Origin of the sequence: Citrobacter sp. Cpo040 (assembly GCF_030332915.1) — a bacterium.
Taxonomy (GTDB): Bacteria; Pseudomonadota; Gammaproteobacteria; order Enterobacterales; family Enterobacteriaceae; genus Citrobacter; species Citrobacter portucalensis.
Genome location: NZ_JAOWGX010000034.1, coordinates 235,537 through 255,461, shown reverse-complemented (window position 1 = coordinate 255,461; position 19,925 = coordinate 235,537). Strand labels below are relative to the sequence as shown.

General features: G+C 54.0%; 20 protein-coding genes. 10 read left to right on the top strand and 10 right to left on the bottom strand.

Annotated elements, in window-relative coordinates; genetic code table 11:
- The first annotated feature begins 51 nt into the window (after positions 1–51).
- Positions 52–939 carry an excinuclease Cho gene (gene cho, locus OGX86_RS06005; RefSeq protein WP_048226765.1) on the top strand — a complete coding sequence of 296 codons (888 nt, stop codon included), beginning with the start codon at positions 52–54 and terminating at the stop codon, positions 937–939.
- Here the strand turns inward: cho and ves are convergent.
- From ves to astC, 7 genes are all read right to left on the bottom strand, one after another.
- Positions 899–1,474 (bottom strand): environmental stress-induced protein Ves, encoded by a 576-nt coding sequence (gene ves, locus OGX86_RS06000; RefSeq protein ID WP_032943147.1) that lies wholly within the window; start codon positions 1,472–1,474, stop codon positions 899–901. The genes cho and ves overlap by 41 nt on opposite strands.
- A 353-nt stretch (positions 1,475–1,827) precedes the next feature.
- Entirely contained in the window at positions 1,828–2,313 is a 486-nt protein-coding gene (spy, locus tag OGX86_RS05995) for an ATP-independent periplasmic protein-refolding chaperone Spy (protein ID WP_286639561.1), read from the bottom strand.
- 349 nt (positions 2,314–2,662) lie between these two features.
- On the bottom strand, positions 2,663–3,628 hold the full coding sequence (astE, locus tag OGX86_RS05990) for a succinylglutamate desuccinylase (protein ID WP_286639560.1): 966 nt from the start codon (positions 3,626–3,628) through the stop codon (positions 2,663–2,665).
- Positions 3,621–4,964: an N-succinylarginine dihydrolase gene (astB, locus tag OGX86_RS05985; RefSeq protein WP_168978340.1), complete on the bottom strand. Its 1,344-nt coding sequence runs from the start codon at positions 4,962–4,964 to the stop codon at positions 3,621–3,623. Before astB ends, astE begins: the two co-directional genes overlap by 8 nt.
- Positions 4,961–6,439, bottom strand: coding sequence for a succinylglutamate-semialdehyde dehydrogenase (astD, locus tag OGX86_RS05980; protein WP_136391782.1), 1,479 nt, complete (start codon positions 6,437–6,439; stop codon positions 4,961–4,963). Before astD ends, astB begins: the two co-directional genes overlap by 4 nt.
- Positions 6,436–7,470 (bottom strand): arginine N-succinyltransferase, encoded by a 1,035-nt coding sequence (gene astA, locus OGX86_RS05975; protein ID WP_048214344.1) that lies wholly within the window; start codon positions 7,468–7,470, stop codon positions 6,436–6,438. Before astA ends, astD begins: the two co-directional genes overlap by 4 nt.
- On the bottom strand, positions 7,467–8,687 hold the full coding sequence (gene astC / locus OGX86_RS05970) for a succinylornithine/acetylornithine transaminase (RefSeq protein ID WP_286639558.1): 1,221 nt from the start codon (positions 8,685–8,687) through the stop codon (positions 7,467–7,469). Before astC ends, astA begins: the two co-directional genes overlap by 4 nt.
- Before the next feature lie 444 nt (positions 8,688–9,131).
- Here astC and xthA point away from each other — a divergent pair, with 444 nt between their 5' ends.
- The 7 genes from xthA (at position 9,132) to OGX86_RS05935 (ending at position 16,263) form a co-directional block, all read left to right on the top strand.
- On the top strand, positions 9,132–9,938 hold the full coding sequence (xthA, locus tag OGX86_RS05965; protein ID WP_003030642.1) for an exodeoxyribonuclease III: 807 nt from the start codon (positions 9,132–9,134) through the stop codon (positions 9,936–9,938).
- A 223-nt stretch (positions 9,939–10,161) separates the two neighbouring features.
- A complete protein-coding gene (locus OGX86_RS05960; protein ID WP_167493796.1) occupies positions 10,162–10,818 on the top strand; it encodes a TVP38/TMEM64 family protein in 657 nt (218 codons plus the stop codon).
- Positions 10,815–11,525, top strand: a complete 711-nt coding sequence (locus OGX86_RS05955) for a TVP38/TMEM64 family protein (RefSeq protein WP_136391781.1) — start codon at positions 10,815–10,817, stop codon at positions 11,523–11,525. Before OGX86_RS05960 ends, OGX86_RS05955 begins: the two co-directional genes overlap by 4 nt.
- Positions 11,526–11,557: 32 nt before the next feature.
- Positions 11,558–12,727 (top strand): ABC transporter substrate-binding protein, encoded by a 1,170-nt coding sequence (locus OGX86_RS05950; protein WP_008784548.1) that lies wholly within the window; start codon positions 11,558–11,560, stop codon positions 12,725–12,727.
- Positions 12,700–14,235, top strand: coding sequence for an ABC transporter permease family protein (locus tag OGX86_RS05945; RefSeq protein WP_286639556.1), 1,536 nt, complete (start codon positions 12,700–12,702; stop codon positions 14,233–14,235). Before OGX86_RS05950 ends, OGX86_RS05945 begins: the two co-directional genes overlap by 28 nt.
- Complete coding sequence (locus OGX86_RS05940) at positions 14,235–14,867, top strand: ATP-binding cassette domain-containing protein (RefSeq protein WP_191238590.1); 633 nt, start codon at positions 14,235–14,237, stop codon at positions 14,865–14,867. The genes OGX86_RS05945 and OGX86_RS05940 overlap by 1 nt, the downstream gene beginning before the upstream one ends.
- An 88-nt stretch (positions 14,868–14,955) precedes the next feature.
- A complete protein-coding gene (locus tag OGX86_RS05935; RefSeq protein WP_048226783.1) occupies positions 14,956–16,263 on the top strand; it encodes a sulfurtransferase in 1,308 nt (435 codons plus the stop codon).
- Positions 16,264–16,363: 100 nt separating this feature from the next.
- On the opposite strand, the gene OGX86_RS05930 is transcribed toward OGX86_RS05935, so the two are convergent.
- Positions 16,364–16,987, bottom strand: coding sequence for a CDP-alcohol phosphatidyltransferase family protein (locus OGX86_RS05930; protein ID WP_008784544.1), 624 nt, complete (start codon positions 16,985–16,987; stop codon positions 16,364–16,366).
- Positions 16,980–17,549: a carboxymuconolactone decarboxylase family protein gene (locus OGX86_RS05925; protein WP_020996450.1), complete on the bottom strand. Its 570-nt coding sequence runs from the start codon at positions 17,547–17,549 to the stop codon at positions 16,980–16,982. Before OGX86_RS05925 ends, OGX86_RS05930 begins: the two co-directional genes overlap by 8 nt.
- 79 nt (positions 17,550–17,628) lie before the next feature.
- Here OGX86_RS05925 and OGX86_RS05920 point away from each other — a divergent pair, with 79 nt between their 5' ends.
- Positions 17,629–18,042: a pyrimidine (deoxy)nucleoside triphosphate diphosphatase gene (locus OGX86_RS05920; protein ID WP_103285981.1), complete on the top strand. Its 414-nt coding sequence runs from the start codon at positions 17,629–17,631 to the stop codon at positions 18,040–18,042.
- On the opposite strand, the gene OGX86_RS05915 is transcribed toward OGX86_RS05920, so the two are convergent.
- A complete protein-coding gene (locus tag OGX86_RS05915) occupies positions 18,002–18,262 on the bottom strand; it encodes a YnjH family protein (RefSeq protein ID WP_171846094.1) in 261 nt (86 codons plus the stop codon). The genes OGX86_RS05920 and OGX86_RS05915 overlap by 41 nt on opposite strands.
- 252 nt (positions 18,263–18,514) lie before the next feature.
- On the opposite strand from OGX86_RS05915, the gene gdhA reads away from it, so the two are divergent.
- Positions 18,515–19,858 (top strand): NADP-specific glutamate dehydrogenase, encoded by a 1,344-nt coding sequence (gene gdhA, locus OGX86_RS05910; RefSeq protein ID WP_003832501.1) that lies wholly within the window; start codon positions 18,515–18,517, stop codon positions 19,856–19,858.
- Positions 19,859–19,925: the final 67 nt, after the last annotated feature.

The following is a 19,925-nucleotide window of genomic DNA, read 5'->3' as shown; positions in this document are numbered from 1 at the left end:
ATCGGTTTCAAACTGCTACACTGGATGAATAACCAGCGTCCGGAGTGAGAAGTGGTACGGCGTCAATCAGCCCCACGCCTGACATTTGAGGCAGCGGCAATCTATGAATATCCAGAACACCTGCGTCCATTTTTGAGTGCGCTTCCCACCGCACCAGGCGTCTATCTGTTTCACAGTGAAAGCGACACTATGCCTCTCTACATTGGTAAAAGCGTCAATATTCGCAGCCGCGTGCTGGCACACCTGCGTACCGCGGACGAAGCGGCAATGCTGCGTCAGGCCAAACGCATTAGCTGGATTTGTACGGCGGGAGAAATTGGTGCCCTGCTGCTGGAAGCGCGGTTGATCAAAGAACAACAGCCGTTGTTTAATAAACGACTGCGGCGCAATCGTCAGCTTTGCGCCTTGCAGCTTACCGACCGAACTGTTCAGGTTGTCTACGCACGAGATATTGATTTCTCCCATGCACCCAATCTGTTTGGCCTGTTTGCCCATCGTCGCGCAGCGCTACAAGCGTTGCAAAACCTCGCGGATGAACAGCAGCTGTGCTACGGCCTGTTGGGGCTGGAACCCCTGAGTCGCGGGCGTGCCTGTTTTCGCTCCGCGCTTAAACGCTGCGCCGGGGCGTGCTGCGGGAAAGAGAGTCATGAAGCGCATCACTCGCGCCTGCTAGAGGCGCTGGAAAGAGTGAAAGTGATTTGCTGGCCATGGAGCAATGCCATTGCCTTGCAAGAAACCGGTGCCGAAATGACACAGTACCATATCATCAACAACTGGCTGTGGCTGGGAGCCGTTTCAACGCTGGATGAAGCGACTACCCTGGCGCGTATGCCAGCAGGCTTTGACCATGATGGCTACAAAATTCTCTGCCGGCCTGTTCTGTCTGGTCAATATGACATTATTGAACTGCATCCGGAGAATGCCCCGGCATCCAGTTAATCTCGCTGAACAGCAATTTTCCCTCGCGTTCCAGCAGTCGTAATGTGTGTTTGCCGTCATGCCAGCTCGCACCCTGGTCGGCCGTTAGCAGTTTATCGCCCAGTTGCCATGCACCACTGATAACAAACACCACGCCGCCGCGTGAACCAAAGGTCGTAAAGGTGCGATCGGCCACTCTGACTTTTGCCTGGCAAACATCTCGTCGGGTCATGATATTAAAATCCATCGACATCTGCCCTTCCGTCAGCTTTGCTTTTACCACCTTGTCACCGGCAAAGGTAAAAGGTTGATGCTGTTTCAGGGTATGCGTAAAGATGTTCGCTTCTTCCAGAGTGACTTCCCCTCCCTCCAGCAGCGTAATCACGCGCTCTACACCCGGGAAAAGTGAAAATTCACCGTTTGCTGCAATGGAGGCGATACTCGCCCGCCAGTGAAAATCTCGTGTTGCTGGCGGAAAACAGCAAATCTCACGCGTTTCTCCCGCACCATTCCGCCAGAGATTAACCGGCATTTTGCGGATATCAAAGTATTCCATCATCCCTCCAGAAAGGAGCAGCATGGCAGCCTGCCGTAAACAGACAGCCATAAATCATCATTATTATGTTCACCCTGCAGATTATTGTTATCGGCAGCAGAGTTGATTTGCCTTAGCGATGAACCCGGCATTTTGCAAAAAAGAATAACGCGCTGATCCAGGTAGAATTTTCGCGGGCTTCAGGAGAATAGCGTGTCGTGCGTCCGGTGCAATAGGCAGAAATGAAAAAACCGCCGATCCTGCCCACATCGTTATACGTGTTGTGGACAAGAGCGGCGGTCTTGAGTTTGGTTTCACACTGTGCGGCACTCTGCGCGACACAGTGTGAATGATTTAGTGTAGACGCTGATCGATTACTCGGCAGCTTCTGGCATTTTACCTTTCTGCGCTGCACGTTCTGTCAGACGCTTCTCAAAATTGGCATTAAACTGCTTTTTCTGTTCCGGGGTAAGAATGTTGTAAATTTTGTTCTGAGTTTCCATATGCGCCAGCATGTTGGCTTTGCGCTGTTCTTCCATCTTCGCAATCTGCGCTTCGGCTTTCGCTTTATCGAAGCTATCGCTGGCGATGATATCGTGCATTGCACGGCGTTCTTCCAGCGGCGGACGTTTCATCTGATCGCGCTGGCCTTTCATGATTTCGCGAATCTGCTGTTTCTGCGCGTCGGTCAGGTTCAGGTCTTTGAACATCATGTCGTGATGCGGGGCGAACTTGCCGTTGTGGTGCATCATCGGTTTGGCATCCGCTGGTGAAGCTGTTGTAGTGTCAGCAGCATGAGCCAGGTTCGCAGCACCCAGCGCCAGAGTAGAGGCAACAACCAGAGCAGTCAGTTTACGCATAATTTTTATCCTTTCTTTCAGTTATTTTTACGACACTCATGCGACTCTTATGCAATGTGATGTCGTGTTGACGAGATTAACTTTACCGGCTTAAGCGTCAATTAATCAGAGCAACGGTAAAACAGTGAAAGTGTAAAAAACAAACTTTCATCAATTATGAAGAAAAAAAGAATAAATTGCGCAGAGTTGCAATAAAAAATTACAACCGGATGATTTTGAAAGAATTATGGAGAACTATACCTGAACCCTGATTATTAAGAAAGCAATTCACCAGGAATAATCCGTAATAAATAAAAACAGCACGCAAAAATAAGCCCTAAAGGATAAACCTGCAGGGCGAATATATTTATCACAACTTTTCGAGCATCAATCCGGCACGTAAACCACAGGCCACGTTAGGGTTGGGAAAGAGAACGTATTCAACATCATGGGTGACGATAAAACGTTCATCTCCGTCCTGCGCCAGCAAGGTGCCTTCTTTAAAGGGGGTAAAATTTAGCGTCTGGTTATCCATGTGGAGAATGAAATCGTCGCTACGACGCGTGATTTGCGACACCACGCGATAACGCAGCGGGGATATTTCTCTCGTCGGCACCCGCTCACCCCGCAGCAGTTTCTCCAGTGCGTCTGCCGTTTGCGCAAACTGGGTGAGATCGTTTTGCCCGAACGGCAGCGCTTTACCCAGTTCCAACGTACAGGCCAACGCACCAAAATATTCACCACTAAAATGGGTGAACGTGCCGCCAGGCGTCTGATGGAAAACCAGCGCTTCCAGTCCCGCATCTCCCAGCCATTCAAGAAAATCCTCGTCCCAGGCAACGTTGCGTTGTGGCAATACGCCAAAGCGCAGATGCTGTGAACCGCGGATCGCGGTGTGCAGATCCAGATGCCAGCGTGTTGGCTCTTTCGCCCGCGAATAAAAATCTTCCAGACACAGCTCAAGCTCATGGGCTCGGTGCGTTTCTTCACTTGCGGTAAAAATCTGCCACCGACCGCCAAACATACGATTCAGGTCGCTATGACAATACCGTTTTCCCGCAGCCAGCGCCTGCGGGTTTCCCAGAATCACCAGCAGCCGCCATGTCAGTGTCAGCTCGCCGCTAAACAGCTTGGAAAGCAATGAATCGAGTATCTCTACCGGCGCTGTTTCATTGCCATGGATCCCCGCAGACAGCACCAGAGCATGTTCAACGGGTGCAAGCGGCGTCAGTTCCAGAATTCCGTGACCGATCCACTGCCAGTCAAAACCATGAGTGGTTCCTTGCGTTTTCTCTGGAGTGGCGCCTGCGAGCGTAATAGCCAGAAAGTTATCCATGGTGCATCCCCTCCTGCTGGAAAGGATACACTGAGCCGAGTTTGAGCAATTGCGTCAGCGTATCCAGCGCTTCACGCCCCTCGCGCAACAGCTGTGGGTCGGCAAGGTCGGCAGCGGTAAGACGATCGCGATAGTAACGGTCAACCCAGTTATTCAACGTGTTAAACAGCGTGTCGTTCATGATAACCGCCGGATTCACCGCCTGCTGTTCCTGCGGAGTGAGCACCACTCTCAGGCGCAAGCATGCCGGACCACCGCCGTTGGACATACTTTCACGTAGATCGAATACCCGCAGGTCATCGATCGGATTGTCTTCCTCGAGAAGCCGGTTCAAATACCGCCACACGCCAGCATGCTCCCGACACTCCTGCGGCAGGACCAGCATCATCGAACCGTCACTACAACTCAGCAACTGACTGTTAAACAGATAAGTGGTCACGGCATCCTGCACCGACACTTCCGCTGTCGGGACTTCCAGCGGGGTAAAACCTGCCACCTGGCTGCGCAACTGCTCTAACAATGCTTGCTGTCTGACAAACGCCTGCTGATGACAAAACAGCACCTGGCGATTCGACACCGCAATCACATCGTTATGGAACACGCCAAGATCGATAACGTCCGGGTTTTGCTGAGCAAAAATGCGCTGATGCGGGTTGACCTGATTCAGTCGCGCGACCGCCTCGCTGGCCTCACGGGATTGCCTTGCCGGATAGCGCTTCGGTTGGGATGCATTGCCTTCTTCACGACCGTAAACAAACAGCTGTACGCCGGGGTCACCGTAATCTCCACCGAGGCGGTTATGGTTTGCCGCCCCTTCATCGCCAAAAAGCGCAACCTGGGGTAACGCACCGTGGACTGCAAAGCTATTCTCATCACGGAAAATCGCCCGTAACAATGCTTCGGTAGTAGGCGCTTCCAGTGAACGGTGGAACTTATTATTCAGATTCGCCACCGTCAGATGCACTTTCCCGTCCAGCGAGTCTGCCGAAGGGCACACCGTTGCCGCATTCGCTACCCACATAGGCGATGCGGAGCTGGCACTGGAGAGCCAGTGAGGCGCCTGACGCGCCACTTTATCCAGCACCTGTTCGTCACTGCCGCTAAAACCCAACTGACGCAGAACCGGAATATAAGGCCGCTCGTGGGGCGGGATCACCGCCTGAGGAAATCCCGCATCCGCCAGCGCTTTCATCTTTAGCAGACCTTGCTTTGCCGCCAGACGCGGGTTCGACACCTGAAATCGATGTTTGGTTGAGGCCTCATTACCAAATGACAATCCAGCATAGTGGTGAGTTAGCCCCACCAGACCATCAAAATTTACCTCACGGGCTTTCATAGCTTATCCTCGCGAGAAAAATCCAGTCCGGGGCTAAGCGCCGATGGCAGCGTTAAGGCCGGGGATTCCAGACTTGCCATCGGCCAGGCGCAATAATCTGCGGCATACCACGCGCTGGCGCGATGGTTCCCGGAAGCGCCTACACCGCCAAACGGTGCGGTACTCGCAGCGCCGGTTAACGGCTTATTCCAGTTGACGATCCCTGCCCGCGCCTCCAACAGTAGCTGTTCAAACTGGCCGCGATCGGGCGAAACTAACCCACACGACAATCCAAAGCGGGTGTTGTTCGCCAGACGAATCGCATCATCAAAGCTGTCATAACGCCAGACGCCGAGCAGCGGACCGAAAACCTCTTCATCAGGTACGTTCCCCGCCCCGGTCAGTTCGATGATTCCAGGGGTCAGCAGTGACGTTCCGGCATTTACCAGACGTGGCGCTAACAACGTACGGCCGCCCAACGACGCCAGACGCTGCCAGGCATCATAGACGTGCTGCGCGGCCTGTTCGGAAATCAGTCCACCCATAAATGGCTGCGGTTGTGCATCCCAGTTGCCGGGCACTAAACGCTGACTAACCTCCACCAGACGCGTCAGGAACTCATCACCCTGCGCGCCTTTTTTTACGAGCAGGCGGCGGGCACAGGTACAGCGCTGTCCGGCGGTGACAAATGCGGATTGAATAGTCAGATGCACCGCGGCATCAATATCCTCCGGATTTTCAATAATCAGCGGGTTGTTGCCCCCCATCTCCAGGGCAAGGATTTTTTCCGGCTGGCCGGATAACTGCTTATGCAGCTGATAACCGGTATTCGCACTGCCGGTAAACAGCAGGCCATCGAGGTCTTCCAGCGCACTCAGCGCCTGCCCCGTTTCACGTCCGCCCTGCACCAGATTCAGCACGCCCGGCGGCAACCCCGCCTGCTCCCACAGTTTTGTTACTGCTTCACCGGTCCACGGCGTCAACTCGCTGGGTTTGAAAATCAACGTATTGCCTGCCAGCAATGCCGGAACAATATGACCATTGGGTAAATGACCGGGGAAGTTATACGGACCAAAAACCGCCAGCACGCCGTGTGGGCGATGGCGCAACGTTGCCGCACCATCCGGTAGTTCGCTGTGCTGCTCACCGGTACGGGCATGATAAGCTTTGACGGAGATGGCGATTTTATTGATCATCGCCGTCAGTTCAGTCGCGGCTTCCCAATGAGGTTTTCCGGTTTCCTTGGCGATAATCTGAGTTAGCTCGGCTTTATTGCTTTCCAGCAATAAAGCAAACTTTTCAACAATAGTCTGGCGTGCGCTGAAAGGCTGTTTAGCCCAACCGACAAAGGCCGCACGTGCGGCCTGGCACGCTTGCGTCACCTGCGTTGCGTCAGCATCATTACCGTGCCACAGCACATCACCGCTTACCGGGTTGGTTTTCACCCGACGCTCGCCCAGACCCGTCACCCAGTCACCGTTTATCCATAGTGTCATGCTGTTTTCTCCTCTGCACAAAGACGTACAAAACGTACATGGTCGCCCGCGTGGCATTTCAGGGCATCCAGTTGCGCCGCCGTCAGTACCAGACGTTGGGTATCCGGGTCTGCGCGAACCAGCATGACGCGGAAATTTTGATAGTTTTCATTGGCAACCAGACAGGCCGGATAATCGCCGGTTGCTGGCTGACCTTCCGCCACTTCCACCAGCCTGCTTTTACGAATAGCCCGAACCCGGTCGATATCGCATTCCAGCGTTGGCCCGCCGTCGAAAATATCGACATAGTTGCGGTAGCGAAATCCTTCTTTCTCCAGCACCGCCCGCGCCGGGGCCGTTTGCGGATGCACCTGACCAATCACGCCTTGCGCTTCATCAGACAGAAAATGGGTATAAATAGGATGCTTGGGCATCAGTTCAGCAATAAAGGCTTTCTGTCCTGTTCCGCAGAGAAAATCCGCCCGGCTAAACTCCATCGAGAAAAATCGTTTGCCGAGGCTTTGCCAGAACGGAGAGTAGCCATGCTCATCGATCACGCCGCGCATCTCGGCCACGACCTTCTCATTGAATCGATCGCGAAAGGCCGCCATAAACATAAAGCGCGATTTTGACAGCAAATAGCCGTTGCCTTCTTTTCGCCAGTCCGGATCGAGAAACAGAGTGCAAAGCTCGCTGCTACCCGTGTGATCGTTACTCAGAAACAGTGTCGGCAGCGCGTTGTACACGTTCAGCTCTTTCGACGCGTGCACCAGAGTACCGACCCGGTAGTTGTACCAGGGGTCGTTAAGCCCCACCGCCACCTCGATGGCGCAAATTCCCGCCACGGTTCCGCTGGCGCTGTCTTCCAGCACAAACACATATCCCTGCTCACTTTTTGGCAACTCACCGCGCCAGGTTTGGAGTGAACGTTCGATACGCGCCATCAGCGTAGCTTCATTCGCCGGTAGCGAGGTCAATCCGCCGCCGGTCTTACTGGCAAGCTGCATCAACGCGGTGATATCCGCGCGTTCAATGGGACGAATCACCATCATGATGAACCTCCTGCTTTAATGCGTTCGCAGGCCAGCGCAAAGCGATCCAGTCCGGTAGCGACTTCTTCTTCGCTGACGTTGAGCGCTGGCGCAAAACGCACCACGTTAGCGCCAGCGATCAGTACCATCACCCCGGCAACAGCCGCTTCTTGCGAGATGAGTTTCGCTTTCCCGGCAAATTCCGCGTTCAGCACGCAGCCGATCAGCAGCCCGAGTCCACGAATTTCACTAAACAGTCCAAAACGTTCGTTAATGGCGTTTATACACTCCACAAACCAGTCGTGGCGCTGTTTTACTCCGTTGAGCACTTCCGGTGTATTCACAATTTCCAGCAATTTACCTGCCACCGCCGTAGCCAGCGGGTTTCCGCCGTACGTTGTACCGTGTGTGCCAACCGTCATCACGCTGGCGCAACGCTCTGTCGCCAGCAGTGCGCCGATGGGGAAACCACCGCCCAGCGCTTTTGCTGTCGTCAGAAGATCCGGCGTCACGCCGTAGTGCATATAGGCATACAGTTCCCCGGTACGGCCAACGCCGGTCTGAACTTCATCAAAAATCAGCAGCGCATTATGGCGATCGCATAACTCACGTAGCCCCTGCAAAAAGGCTTTTGTTGCCGGTACCACACCGCCTTCACCCTGCACAGGCTCCACGATAACCGCACAGGTGGTGTCATCAATCAGTTGGCTGGCAGAATCGAGATCGTTGTATACGGCATGACGGATATCCGGCGGCAGCGGCGCGAAATCCTGTGAGTAGGCAGGCTGTCCTCCGGCGCTGACGGTAAACAACGTGCGTCCATGGAAAGCATTTTTAAACGCTACAATCCCGCTCTTCTGACTGCCAAAACGATCGTGGGCATATTTACGCGCCAGTTTTAGTGCCGCTTCGTTGGCTTCTGCACCGGAGTTACAGAAGAAAATGCGCTCGGCGAAGGTGGCGTCAATCAGCTTTTTCGCCAGACGCAGTACCGGCTCGTTGGTGTAGCCATTTCCCGTATGCCAGAATTTGCTCGCCTGGTCGTTTAATGCCTCGCGCAATGCCGGGTGGGCGTGACCCAGCGCGTTAACCGCAATGCCTCCCGCGAAATCGATATACTCTTTACCCTGCTGATCCCACAGACGTGAACCTTCACCCCGCACCGGAATAAAAGGGGCCGGAGCATATACGGGCATCATCCATTCATCAAAATTTTCACGCATAATTGACAGAGACATAGCGACCTCAACGGTAAATAAAAGGTTATTTATATGTTAATAAATATAGTGTTTGCGGTGTAAATGTAGATTGCAGGGTTCGTGCCAGCCAGCGAAAAAAGTGCATAAACGGAGGTCGATGACGAAATATCAACAGGTTACAACGTGGCGATATTCACTGCATGTGCATATAAAGTGAATATGTTTGCGCATCAGGCGACTAAACAGAGGAAAAAACGCAGTTTTATTCAGTCGCCAAATATAATTCTGGAATTGTGATCGTATACGAAATTTTTCGGAAATTATTGCTCCATTCCGACGCGCTTCGCGCCAAAACGGTGCAGTTTTTGCTCCATCGTTAACACCATTAGCAATCATTGTTGGAATCAGGTGACAAGAAGCAGTCAGCCTGCAGAAATTCTGCTACCATCCTTGCACTATTCATCTTGCAAAGTGGCAGCGACTATGAAATTTGTCTCTTTTAATATCAACGGCCTGCGTGCCCGTCCCCATCAACTGGCAGCCATTGTCGAAAAACACCAACCGGATGTTATTGGCTTACAGGAGACAAAAGTCCACGACGATATGTTCCCTCTCGAAGAGGTAGCAAAGCTCGGTTACAACGTCTTTTATCACGGCCAGAAAGGTCATTACGGCGTGGCGTTGTTAACGAAAGAAACGCCAATTGCGGTACGTCGTGGCTTCCCGGGCGATGACGAAGAAGCGCAGCGTCGGATCATCATGGCAGAAATTCCGTCCCCTCTGGGCAGCATCACGGTGATCAACGGCTACTTCCCGCAAGGAGAAAGCCGTGACCATGAAACCAAATTCCCGGCCAAAGCCGCGTTTTATCAGAACCTGCAAAACTATCTGGAGACTGAACTGAAGCGCGACAATCCGGTATTGATCATGGGCGATATGAATATTAGCCCAACCGATCTCGATATCGGCATTGGCGAAGAAAACCGTAAACGCTGGCTGCGTACCGGTAAATGTTCCTTCCTGCCGGAGGAGCGTGAGTGGATGGAACGCCTGCTGGGCTGGGGTCTGGTGGATACTTACCGTCACGCAAATCCTGAAAAGAATGACCAGTTCTCGTGGTTTGATTATCGCTCAAAAGGCTTTGACGATAACCGTGGCCTGCGTATCGACCTGCTGCTGGCGAGCAACCCATTGGCGGAACGCTGCGAAGAAACCGGCATCGACTATGAAATTCGCAGCATGGAAAAACCGTCCGACCATGCGCCTGTATGGGCTAAATTCCGCGTCTGACCTTCTGCGCCTTTTTACTCTCCGGGCCCGGCCTGGAGAGTCTGTTTATTCTGTGCAAAATCAATAAAGTGACGGTAATACATTGTTACGGCCGGGAATTTATTATATCTTCGCGCGCGCTTTTCGCTGACGAAAATGCTCCATTGCACTCGGTTTTACAGGAGAACCCCCATGAAAAAGAAGTTCGCATAAAGCAGAATACCGGCTGCTGATTGTCGCGGTCCTGTTCTGCGTTCTGGCGGGAGTTTTCCATCATTATGGTCTGAGCGACCTGATAACCAATTTCCATCATTTACAAGACGTCATCCGCCAAAGCGGTATGTTCGGCTATACGCTTTATATCCTGCTGTTTATTGTTGCTGCGCTGTGTCTGATCCCAGGCAGCATCCTGGTGATCGTCGGCGGTGTGCTGTTTGGCCCCGTGGCTGGGACGCTTATCTCGTTAGTGGCAGCAACCGTGGCCTCAGCGCTGTCGTTTTTGCTGGCTCGCTGGCTTGGACGGGATCTACTACTGAAATACGTTGGGCACACGGCAACGTTTCAGGCTATCGAAAAAGGCATTGCCCATAGCGGAGTAGACTTTCTAATCCTGACCCGGCTCGTGCCGCTGTTCCCCTATAATATTCAAAATTACGCCTATGGGCTGACGGCCATTCCGTTCTGGTCATTTACCGTAATATCGGCACTTACCACCTTACCCGGCATCTTTATCTATACGCTGATGTCGCATGAACTCGCCAGCGAAGGCATTACCCTGGTATTCATCGGTAAGCTCAGCGTGGCAGGGCTGGCGTTATTCACCCTCGTTCAGGCAGCCAAAGCCTGGGCCCGATATAAGCATATCGATCCGTCAGCCAACCATGAGTGTACGGGTAAATGATAAAACGGAATAAAGCGCGGCTGACTCGCTATTACTGGGCGGGTTTGATTGCTCTGCTACTGCTCGGGCTAATGGCATGGGCATGGATACCTGGCGTGAGTGATTTTCTCCACGGCAGCCTGGCAGCATTTACCACTCTCGATCAGCATGCTCTTGAGAACTTTATTCGTTCTTATGGAACCCAGGCGGCAGTGGTGTCGTTCTTCCTGATGATCTTACAGGCCATCGTTGCACCGCTTCCTGCGTTTGTGATCACGTTTGCCAATGCCTCGCTGTTTGGCGCATTTTGGGGCGGCGTACTATCCTGGAGCAGCGCAATGGCAGGTGCGGCGCTGTGCTTTTTTATTGCCCGCATTTTAGGTCGCGGTGCGGTAGAAAAGCTGACCGGAAAAACGGTGCTGAACAATATGGACGCTTTTTTCGAGCGCTATGGTAAGCACACTATTCTGGTCTGCCGCCTGTTACCTTTTGTGCCGTTCGACCCGGTAAGCTACGCGGCTGGCCTGACCTCAATTCGTTTTCGCCATTTTTTCATCGCCACCGGCATCGGACAGTTACCCGCCACTATCGTCTACTCATGGGCGGGAAGCCTGTTAACCGGCGGCACATTTTGGTTTGTGACGGGTCTGTTTGTCCTGTTTGCCCTAAGCGTGGTGATATCGATAGCGAGAAGCCTTTATCTTGAGCGCCAACGGAAAAAAAGCTGAGACCTTCCCCTATTTTTAACCATGGAGATATTATGCGTTACTGCTTATTGTGTCTGAGTTTGTTGCTCTGCCCGCTGGCGACGTTTGCCCAGGACGCCAGCTGGCAACAAATCAAAAATGACGCCCGTGGTCAAACGGTGTGGTTCAACGCCTGGGGTGGCGACAATGCAGTTAACCAGTATCTCGACTGGGTTAGCGGCGAGATGAAAACGCACTACGACATTAACCTGAAAATCGTGCGCCTGGCGGACGCCGCCGATGCCGTAAAACGCATCCAGACGGAAGCGGCATCCGGGCGAAAAACCGGCGGCTCTGTCGATTTACTGTGGGTTAACGGCGAAAACTTCCGTACGCTAAAAGAAGCCGGGCTACTGCAAACCCAGTGGGCGCAAACGCTGCCTAACTGGCGCTATGTTGATACACAAAAACCGGTGACCGAAGATTTCTCCGTTCCAACAGAGGGGGCTGAATCACCGTGGGGCGGTGCCCAACTCACCTTTATTGCCCGGCGCGATCTTACCGCGCAGCCGCCGCAATCTCCGCAGGCACTGTTTAAATTCGCGCAGGCGCACCCTGGCACGGTGACCTATCCACGCCCGCCAGACTTTACCGGAACGGCTTTTCTTGAGCAGTTGCTAATTTCGCTCACCACCAAACCACAGGCATTGAAAGTTGCGCCAGATGCAGCGACATTCGCCGAAGTTACCGCGCCATTGTGGCAGTATCTTGATACCTTGCATCCTGTACTTTGGCGTGAAGGCAAAGATTTTCCTCCCACGCCAGCACGAATGGATGCACTGCTCAATAGCGGCACCCTGCGTTTATCATTGACCTTTAACCCTGCCCACGCGCAGCAAAAAGTAGCCAGCGGCGAATTGCCTAAAAGCAGCTACAGTTTTGGTTTCTCACAGGGCATGCTCGGCAACGTGCACTTTGTTGCCATTCCGGCGAATGCCCACGCCAGTGCCGGAGCAAAAGTCGTGGCAAACTTCCTGCTTTCTCCTGAAGCACAACTGCGCAAAGCTGACCCGGCTATCTGGGGAGATCCTTCGGTGCTTGATCCACAAAAATTGCCTGACGAACAGCGTGATGCGCTGCTGGCGCGGATCCCACAGGGGCTCCCTGCCGTGTTGCCAGAACCGCATGCAGCCTGGGTAAACGCTCTGGAACAAGAATGGCTACGCCGCTACGGTACGCATTAATTCTGCTACTCTGGGCCATCATGGCGGCAGTTTATCTGCCGTTGGCGCCAGCGGCATGGTCTCTGATAACACCGGCGCTTAGTACCACACACTGGCTGGCGCTCTTTGCCGATCCTCAACTCCCGCAGGCGTTACTGGCAACGCTGGTTTCCGTCGGCCTCGCGGCTGGGGGCGCGCTGATTATCGCGCTGCTGGCGATCCTCGCCTTGTGGCCCGGCGCAGGCTGGGTACGTCTGTATACGCGTCTTCCGTGGCTGCTGGCAATTCCGCACGTTGCCTTCGCCACGAGCGTGCTGTTGGTTTTTGCTGAAGGCGGCCTGCTCTGGCAATGGCTTGCGTTCTTCAGCCCAAAGCCGGACCGCTACGGCATTGGACTTGGCGTAACGCTGGCGGTGAAAGAGAGCGCCTTTTTGTTATGGATCCTCTCGGCCCTGCTAAGTGAAAAACAACTTTCGCAGCAGGTTATCGTGCTGGGTTCGCTGGGTTACAGCCGACTGCAATGCCTGAACTGGCTGGTTCTGCCCGCTATCGGCCCGGCATTAGGTAAAGCTATGCTGGCAGTCGTGGCCTGGTCACTCTCCGTTGTTGATGTGGCAATCGTTCTTGGCCCCGGCAATCCGCCAACGCTTGCCGTATTGAGTTGGCAGTGGCTCAGTCAGGGCGACGTCGAACAGCAGGCGAAAGGCGCACTTGCCAGTCTGTTGCTGGTGCTGTTGCTCCTTGTTATCGCGCTGGTGGGTTATCTGTTCTGGCGTGCCTGGCGACATACTATTCCAGCAGTAAACGGTGAACGCCAGCATTTTTCAACTATGACAATCGCACGCCCGCTGGTACAGATTTTGCCCGTCAGCGGTGTGGTATGCGCGCTGGTACTGGCGCTTATCGCCAGCTATTCCTCGCTAAACAGCGAGGCGCTCAGCAACAGCCTGCAACTGGGGCTTCTTTCCAGCGTGCTGGCGCTTCTGATACTTTTTGCCTGGCTGGAATGGGGTCCACAAACCGGACACCGCTGGGTCTGGCTACCGCTCATTTTGCCTGCGCTACCGCTGGTAACCGGACAATATCTGCTGGCGTTATATGCCGAACAAGATGGACTGATGACGACCATTATCTGGGGCCACCTGCTGTGGGTGATGCCCTGGATGCTATTTGTGCTTAAACCGGCGTGGCAGCGCATTGACCCACGATTAATTTTGATTGCGCAAACCCTGGGCTGGACGCGGGGGCGGATATTCTGGCTGGTGAAATGCCCGCAGCTGGCGCGCCCGGCATTGATTGCCTTCGCGGTTGGCTTCTCGGTTAGTATCGCCCAGTATATGCCAACGCTGTGGCTAGGTGCCGGACGCTATCCCACGTTAACCACCGAAGCGGTGGCATTAAGCAGCGGCGGTAGCAGTGCGATTCTGGCAACACAAGCGTTGTGGCAGCTGCTTTTACCACTGCTCGTTTTCGCACTTGCAGCCTTTCTCGCCGCGTGGATCGGCCGCTTTCGACAAGGACTCCGCTAATGCTTACCGTACGAGGCGTTTCGTTGTACCAGGGCGCGAAAGCGCTGGTGAAAGACGTTAATTTTCAGGTTAACAAAAGTGACATTGTCACAATTATGGGACCTTCCGGCAGCGGGAAATCTTCGCTGTTTTCATGGATGATCGGGGCGTTATCTCCCCAGTTCCAGTCCTCAGGCGAACTGTGGCTTAATGAACGACGCATCGATACGTTACCTACCGCGCAGCGCCAGATTGGCATTTTGTTCCAGGATGCGCTGCTGTTTGACCATTTCAGCGTTGGGCAGAATTTACTGCTGGCCTTACCCGCCAGACTGCAAGGTCCTGCCAGGCGTCATGAGGTAGAAAGCGCCCTCGCACGCGCGGACCTGGCAGGATTTTATTCACGCGATCCGGCTTCGCTCTCCGGTGGGCAGCGTTCGCGGGTCGCCCTGCTCCGCGCGCTGCTGGCGCAGCCCCAGGCGCTGTTACTTGATGAACCCTTTAGCAGGCTGGATGCGTCGCTACGCGATAACTTTCGCCAATGGGTCTTCACCGAGGTGCGTAAATTGGGGATCCCGGTGGTACAGGTGACACATGACGCGCAGGACGTACCGCCTGCAGGCCGCGTATTTCAGATGGAAAACTGGGCGTGAATGTGGCGATATGCTGCGTTAACGCAAGGTTTTTACGTAACTGGCGGCACAGAATGTCGTCTTCTTTTTTTCAACGTCGGGCTATTCGATGAAACGTGTTTCTCAAATGACCGCGCTGGCACTGGCTTTAGGGCTCGCTTGCGCTTCTTCCTGGGCTGCTGAAACAGCACAGACGCTCACCCTCAACCAGTTACAGCAAAAGCAAGGCGCGGCGATCGATACCCGTCAGAGCGCTTTTTACAACGGCTGGCCACAATCGCTCAATGGTCCTTCAGGACACGAACCTTCCGCACTGAACCTGTCTGCCGCCTGGCTCGACAAGATGAATGATGAACAACTCAGCGCCTGGGTTAAGTCACATCAACTTAAGACCGACGCTCCGGTGGCGCTGTATGGCAGTGATAACGACATGCAGGCCGTTAAATCCCGTCTGCAAAAAGTTGGCTTTAACCAGATTTCAACCCTCAGCGATGCGCTGACAGATCCTGCGCGTCTGCAACGTCTGCCGCACTTCGAACAGTTGGTCTACCCACAGTGGCTGCACAATCTTCAGCAGGGTAAAGACGTGACTGCCAAACCGGCGGGTGACTGGAAAGTGATTGAAGCCGCCTGGGGCGCGCCGAAGTTGTATCTGCTCAGCCACATCCCCGGCGCGGGCTACATTGATACCAATGAAGTTGAAAGCGAACCGCTGTGGAATAAAGTTTCCGACGAGCAGCTCAAAGCGATGCTGGCGAAACACGGTATCCGCCACGACACCACGGTGATTTTATATGGCCGCGATGTTTATGCCGCCGCGCGCGTGGCGCAAATTATGCTGTACGCAGGCGTGAAAGATGTTCGTCTGCTCGACGGCGGCTGGCAAACCTGGTCCGACTCAGGTTTACCGGTCGAACGTGGTACTCCGCCAACGGTGAAACCAGAACCTGATTTCGGCGTAAAAATCCCTGCCCAGCCGCAGCTGATGCTCAATACGGAACAGGCTCGCGGTCTGCTGCATCGCCAGGATGCGTCTTTGGTAAGCATTCGTTCATGGCCAGAATTTGTCGGTACTACCAGCGGCTACAGCTACATTAAGCCAAAAGGCGAGATCGCAGGCGCGCGTTGGGGCCACGCGGGCAGCGACTCTACCCATATGGAAGATTTCCATAACCCGGATGGCACCATGCGCAGCGCGGATGACATCGCCGCCATGTGGAAGCAATGGAATATCCTGCCGAATCAACAGGTCTCTTTCTATTGCGGTACCGGCTGGCGCGCTTCAGAAACGTTTATGTATGCCCGCGCGATGGGCTGGAAAAACGTCTCTGTTTACGATGGTGGCTGGTACGAGTGGAGCAGCAATCCGAAAAACCCGGTCGCCAGCGGTGAACGGGGTCCGGACGCCAGCAAGTAAGACTGGCATTATTGCCGGATGCGGCGAGAACGCTTGACCCAGGCTACCTATATCATTGTTGTAGGCCGGATAAGCGAAGCGCATCCGGCAACGCATTACCTTACGCCTGACGCTGAACGGTTTTCAGCGTCAGATATCCGCTCCAGATCCGGGTGAACGTTGTCATCCAGCACAGCGCGCCAAAGACCCACGCCAGCACGGCAAAATAGTCCGGGAACAGACACCCCAACACAAACAGCAAAATTGTCTCAGTTCCTTCGGTCAGCCCGCCAAGATAATAAAACGATTTATGCGCGTAACCGGGGTTATCAATCTGATGTTTCGCTGCCAGTGCGGCGAAGGCCAGAAAGCTGCTACCGGTGCCAATAAACGCGAACAACAGCCAACTGCCTGCCAGCGCATTTTGCGCCGGAGCGGCAAGAATAAAACCAAACGGCACAAGGGCGTAAAACAGAAAATCGAGCGAGATATCGAGAAATCCCCCCGCGTCGGATAGTCCTCTGCGCCGTGCCAGCGCCCCATCCAGTCCGTCAAACAACCGATTGAGCACAATGGCCACCAGCGCCGCCAGATACCAGCCTAACGCCAGAAATGGCAACGCCAGCACGCCAATGGCAAATCCGACCAGTGTAAGTCCGTCCGGGGTAATCGCCGGTTTATCGATAATACCTACGCACCGATGCAACAGCGGTTTTAATCGTGGATGAAGATGGCGGTCAAGCATGCGGGCGTCCTTTAAAACTGTCGCACAGTCCCTGCGAGGGAATATCGAGAGCGGCATTAAAACGCGCCGAGAGATTTTGAAACGCAATCAGCGCGGTCATTTCCGTAATGGCATCATCGGTAAAATGCTGCTTCATCTGCACTTTCAGCGCATCGTCAACCTGTGGAGGCGTTGCGGTAACCGCATCGGCATAGGCCAGCGCTACGCGCTCTTCTGCACTGAACAGCGTCGAATCTTGCCAGGTGGCAACCTGCATGACTTTATCCAGCGCGCCACAGCGTTCTGCCAGCCGTAAACTATTCGCATCAACACAGAAAGCGCAATGGCAGACCTGAGAAACGCGGGTCATCAACAGCGCACGCATCACCGGCGTTAAGCGCGCCTTTTTACGCTCCAGAAACCCGACAAAGAGCGCCACCAGCCAGAACAGAAACGGCATCCGCCCCCACCAACGCGTGGGATGCAGCACATCGCCATAATGTTTTTTCTGCGTGGCAACGAGCGGTTTTAAACTGGAAGGGATACGCGTTAACGGCTTTACCCACGACTGAGGTTCGTTCAACGGTGGCTCCTGAATACTTTAGATAAAACAAAGATAACGATAGTATGTCATTTTCTGCTGTTAGATCTTGATGAATATGATGAAAACCCTCGACGTGGTCGCCGCTATCATTGAACGTGATGGCAAAATTTTACTGGCTCAGCGTCCGCTGCATGCGGATCAGTCAGGTATGTGGGAGTTTGCCGGGGGTAAGGTTGAGCCGGGCGAAAGTCAGCCCGAGGCGCTGATCCGTGAACTGCGTGAAGAGTTGGGCATTGAGGCGGTCGTGGGGCGCTACATTGCCAGCCATCAACGCGAGGTTTCAGGCCGATTGATTCACCTACACGCCTGGCATGTACCGTCTTTTCAGGGGGAATTGAGAGCATTTGAACATCAGGATATCGTCTGGTGCTCACCTGAAGAGGCGCTGCGTTATCCGCTGGCACCCGCCGATATCCCGTTGTTAGAGGCGTTTATCCTTTTACACGCCGCCAGACCAGCGGATTCGTGCTGATCGTTTTATCATCGCGCTGGCACTGCAACAGAACGCCATCGGCTTTAATCACCGCCCCTTCAGAGTAGTTTTGATCCTGATAAATACAGCACTGGCTACAGGGCTGCGCCCGCTGACCGCTGGAACTGAACACTTCCGGCGGTACATTCACCTGCACGTCCGGGCGATAAAGCTGATTTGCCAGCGTCGCGCAGGACACCAGTACCAACGCTCCTGCCATGATTAAACGGCGCATTGTCTTTCCTTTTTAACTGACATTTATGCTCAGTATAACGGTATAAATCGGCAGAAACTTTAGTCCCTTCCATCATCGCTTTTGGTTATGACCCACGGCGCGATATTAATTTACTTAGCGGGGTTAATTTTTTCTTGCGTCCCGTCACACTGCTGATGGTATAGTCAAAAACTGCACAACACATAACATAAATATCAAAAATATAACCATATCAATACATAAGAGGTTCTTATATCTATGGATCAGACATGTTCTCTGGAGTCATTTCTTAACCATGTGCAAAAGCGCGATCCGAATCAGACCGAGTTCGCGCAAGCCGTTCGTGAGGTAATGACGACGCTGTGGCCCTTTCTCGAGCAAAACCCGCGTTATCGTCAGATGTCGTTGCTGGAACGTCTGGTTGAACCGGAGCGCGTGATCCAGTTCCGCGTAGTTTGGCTGGACGATCGCAATCAGGTACAGGTCAACCGCGCGTGGCGCGTACAGTTTAGCTCTGCCATTGGCCCGTACAAAGGCGGTATGCGTTTCCACCCTTCCGTGAACCTGTCGATCCTGAAATTCCTGGGTTTCGAGCAGACCTTTAAGAACGCCCTCACCACGCTGCCAATGGGCGGTGGTAAAGGCGGGAGCGATTTCGATCCGAAAGGTAAAAGCGAAGGCGAAATCATGCGTTTCTGCCAGGCACTGATGACCGAACTGTTCCGCCATTTAGGTCCTGATACCGACGTCCCGGCGGGCGATATCGGCGTGGGTGGTCGTGAAGTCGGCTTTATGGCCGGGATGATGAAAAAACTGTCCAACAACAGCGCCTGCGTCTTTACCGGTAAAGGTCTCTCTTTTGGCGGCAGCCTGATCCGCCCGGAAGCCACCGGCTACGGTCTGGTGTACTTCACCGAAGCAATGCTCAAACGCCATGGTCTGGGCTTTGAAGGCATGCGCGTGGCGGTTTCTGGCTCCGGCAACGTAGCGCAATTCGCCATAGAGAAAGCCATGGAGTTTGGCGCGCGAGTAGTTACCGCCTCCGATTCCAGTGGTACCGTAGTTGACGAAAGCGGATTTACCAAAGAAAAATTGGCGCGTCTGTGCGCGATCAAAGACAGCCGTGACGGTCGCGTGGCGGATTACGCCCGTGAGTTTGGCTTGACCTATCTGGAAGGCAAACAGCCGTGGTCAGTTCCGGTCGATATCGCCCTGCCGTGCGCCACTCAGAATGAACTGGATGTCGATGCAGCGCGCGTACTGATCGCCAACGGCGTGAAAGCTGTCGCCGAAGGGGCAAACATGCCGACTACTATCGAGGCCACCGATCTGTTCCTCGAAGCGGGCGTACTGTTCGCACCGGGTAAAGCCGCCAACGCCGGTGGCGTAGCGACATCCGGTCTGGAAATGGCGCAAAACGCCGCTCGTCTGGGCTGGAAAGCGGAGAAAGTGGATGCGCGCCTGCACCACATCATGCTGGATATTCACCATGCCTGCGTTGAATACGGCGGCGAAAGCAAGCAGACCAACTACGTACGTGGTGCCAACATCGCGGGCTTCGTGAAGGTTGCCGACGCGATGCTGGGTCAGGGCGTGATTTAATATTGTCTCTGCAGGCCGGATTAGGCACGGGTGCCGCATCCGGCTAAGCCTGATGCGCTATGCTTAT